We start from the raw sequence: 3,527 nt of genomic DNA, 5'->3' as shown, positions 1-3,527 counted from the left end.
CCAGGGTTCGAATCCCTGTCTCTCCGCCACTACCCCCATCCAAGTACATGAATCTATACGCAAATACGGGATTGAGGGTTTTGCGTTCCCCCTTTTACTCCCCCGCAAGAAAATCCGGCAGAGTATGGTTGCCAAGGCAGCTGGCGATCTTCGCACGACCCTCAAAGACAAAACCGACAATACTGACAGAACCAGAGCACGCGCCAGGTAATGTCAGTTTTGTCGGTTCTGTCGCGCTGGGGTGCGATGCCATTTAGGCGGGGTGCGGTGAGAGAAGAGCGGGGTTCACTGCGAACATCCGCGATGGACGCCCGCCCCTCGGGCCAACCTCGATCTCAATGGGACGGATAACGTCTCCCTCCTGCAAGATCGTCAAGGCTGGGTTCAACTGTGCGACTGTGGATAGCCCCTTGAGATCCAACCGCAGAAGTTCCCGACTGGTAAATCGCTGCCACTGGTACCTGCGAATGGCCTCCAAAACCCTACGTGCAGACCGTTCTGCCTTGGACACGGAGGAATCCGCATATGCGCGACGCGCCATCGGAAGCACATAGGCTTCGATCATGTGCGCCGCGCGAACAAATACCTGCCGGGATATATCCAATGGTTCCGGGTCATTTGACGCAGCCCAGTCCAAATAGCTTAAAACCAGAGAGAGGCGCACGGCCAACCCTGGCAGTTTCCCCACAAAGGATAGCAGCAAGCCCTCCGCCCCCTCCTCCCACGTTCTTGTTTTGGTGCGGAAGGCGTCCAGCGCCGAACAAGCATCACCGGAGAACGCAACCAACCAAGGGCGCGGCGGCTTGCCCTCCTCCTCCAGCATCTTCAACTGGTGCAGTTTCCCTAAGGCACGTTCGAAAAAGCGGTTGTCTGCCCCCTCAAGAGGGCGCTTCAATGCAACAGGTTCCGGCCAGATCGGCAGGAACCGCGCGAGAAGGCCATCATCATCACTTTGCATCAGCAGTGACTTCAGCCGATCAGGTTGAATGCCGCCGGTCACCCCAATGCTGAGACGGTCGATATGCACAGGTTCGCGCCCCATGCGCTCGACCGTGTAACTGCGCCCACCGTAAGCCTCCAGCCAGAAGGGGCGGTCAGATCCGCCGCCAGAATATCGGGTCATACCTTGCAACCAACCTGCAAGCTCATCCCGTGCGAGCAAAGTTCCGCGCGGCTGCTTGGCCGCGATCACCGCCAATCGTTCTACTGTGCCATCTGCGATGGTCAGCCGCGGCGGAAAGGGTTCCGCTCCCAGGTTTGCTGCTTCAGGTCGCGCCGGAGGCTCAGAGCCATCCTTGAGGGCAGCCTTTGCCTGTTCACGCCATGCGCTCTCTGCGATTTTCGCCAGCTCTGCCGCTGTGCGCCATTCCGTAACTTCCGATTCAATCGCTGCGCGCTGATCACGCTCGATCTGTTTGAGCGGAGCCAGAACCGCGTCCAGGCCAGGGGACTTGTTGCTAGAGGGTGAACCGATAGCCATTGTCCAAAGCACAGGTGGTTCAGCCCACCCCTGCCAAGGTGACGCCCATCGGGTATTTCCGATTGCCGTGCCAGAGGCGGCCAGCAGACCTGCTACGACATAATCCACCGGAGCGGATTTTGACTCGGCAGAGCTACGCAACCATCTTGCCCATTCGGAATCAAACACCGCGTCCACAGGGAGCGCCGGTGCAGCCGGACGAAGGGCGCGCAAGAGGCGCGGCGACGGGGAAGGCCAATCCGGGGCAAAGGGTATTTCTTGGACAGGGATCATGCCACAGCCCCCCGCGCTTGCAGGACGTCGTTCCAGTCCTGCCCTTCAGGAGCCGGGAGAAGAAAAACCCGCCAGCCAAGGGCGCAGGCTCGCTCTGCCAGCTTGATCGCAGCCTCCCGGCCTGTTTGATCGCCATCTGGCGCGATAACCAAGCGCCCCGGACGTTCGGGCAGATCCAGCGCAGCCATTCCCGTCGCACTGAGCGCTGCCCAAAAACGATGGTCACCGGGATAAAGGCCAGACATGAGCGAAAGCGTTGTTTCAATCCCTTCGGCCACAACCAACGCACCCGAACCAGCAGACAAATGCACCGCGCCGCCTTTGGTTGGCCCAAGCATCGCTTTGGCAGGGCTTACAGATGCCTTACGCAAGCCGTCAGACGTTATATAGGTCCGGTGCACCGCGTCGCCGCTACGTACCGTTACCTTACATAGGAGCGCAGGCAGTCGTTTGGCTGATAGGTGCCAGCACTTCTCTACGTAACGTAGCGTAGGGGGCAAACCGCAGGTGATGCCCCTATTACTTAGGTAACGCTCTGCCGGGGTTCCTCTGAGCTCCGCGCTCTGCACCCACAGGTTACGCGCCTGGAGGCTTGCCCGCTTTGCTTTCGCAGCCGCCTCCTGCTGTTGAACAACCCTGCCCGCCAAACCGCCAACGGGTTGAAACCGCATCGTGCCATTCGGAAGAGCAGCCGTTACAGACTGGTAACTGCACCCCGCGTGGCATTTAAGCAGAAGTCCTCCGTTCACGGCATCTGCAATGCTCAGGCTTGGGGTTTGGTCATCATGCGCTGGACAACGGGCGATGCCGTAGTGACCGAGCCAGGACCCGCGCAATGCGCGGGTCAAATTCTGAGCTGCACTCATTTCGGCTCCCCCCAATGAAAATGCTCGGGAAGAGCGGCCAGTTCCGGCCACTCATGGCCGCTGTACCGCCGGGAGAGACGGATCAGCACCTTTTTTGAGGTGACATACGCGAGATAGTCCCATGCCGTTCCCCCCGGCTTAAAATGCTTGCGCCTTTGCTGAAGGATCCACTGGTAGTTGCAGGCGCATATGATCACGCGGAATTTCCCACGCTGGGCCAAGACCGAATGGTAATTTTCTGCGGTCTCTCTTGAACTGAACTGCTCAGAAGCGGCTTCGGCCATCTTGTTCAAAACGCGTGCGCTCATGGATCAAGCCTCCACAACACGGCTATTCAGCCAAGATTGGACTTGATCCTCACGCCAGCCAACAGCGCGCTTGTCGAGCTTGATTGGTTTTGGGAAAGTACCCTCTGCGATCATGGCGTAGAGGGTGGAACGGGAAAGACCGACCATCTTTTCGACATCGGGTCTGCGATAGATACGAACGTGCATTTTGGCACACCTTTCTTGATCCCGCGCCAAGGCAATTGACGCGAGTGAGTTGGTGGCAGTAGGTGAGTCATCAGGGGCCGCTCTTACGTCCCGAATTCTCGTCGGTTCCGATGTTGGCGCATCGGAGCCGACATGAAGCTAAATCTGCCTGTACGTGCTTTGTAAGTCTCAGAGACACCAGTACGCGGTGCTTGTTAAGGCACCCCAGCGAGCAGACATTACATCAAATAAAACAACGCCTTACACCCCAAAACGGGGGCCTACGTTTGGTAGCAAAATTCATGAGTTTTGAGAACTTTTTTGAAATACCCAAACCCCTTATTTTTTTGGGGTCTTGGAACAAGAAAAACTTGGAAATACCCTCCGCACCACGGCCCAACACCAGCTCGTAGATACCAAATTCGAATCAACCGT

The 3,527-nt window shown here is 57.8% G+C and carries 4 protein-coding genes; all 4 read right to left on the bottom strand.

Annotated features, from left to right (window positions below; translation table 11 throughout):
* Positions 1–253 precede the first annotated feature (253 nt).
* Entirely contained in the window at positions 254–1,753 is a 1,500-nt protein-coding gene (locus AADA15_RS19260) for a DUF3987 domain-containing protein (RefSeq protein WP_341643184.1), read from the bottom strand.
* A complete protein-coding gene (locus tag AADA15_RS19315; RefSeq protein ID WP_437343226.1) occupies positions 1,750–2,424 on the bottom strand; it encodes a DUF7146 domain-containing protein in 675 nt (224 codons plus the stop codon). The genes AADA15_RS19260 and AADA15_RS19315 overlap by 4 nt, the downstream gene beginning before the upstream one ends.
* A 191-nt stretch (positions 2,425–2,615) precedes the next feature.
* Complete coding sequence (locus tag AADA15_RS19250; RefSeq protein WP_341643182.1) at positions 2,616–2,927, bottom strand: hypothetical protein; 312 nt, start codon at positions 2,925–2,927, stop codon at positions 2,616–2,618.
* Between the two features lie 3 nt (positions 2,928–2,930).
* Entirely contained in the window at positions 2,931–3,113 is a 183-nt protein-coding gene (locus tag AADA15_RS19245) for a helix-turn-helix transcriptional regulator (protein ID WP_341643181.1), read from the bottom strand.
* Positions 3,114–3,527 lie beyond the last annotated feature (414 nt).

This window comes from Phycobacter sedimenti (genome assembly GCF_038148855.1).
In the GTDB taxonomy this organism is placed as follows: Bacteria; Pseudomonadota; Alphaproteobacteria; order Rhodobacterales; family Rhodobacteraceae; genus Phycobacter; species Phycobacter sedimenti.
The sequence above is the reverse complement of the archived record's forward strand: the minus strand, read 5'-3'. Positions and strand labels throughout refer to the sequence as shown.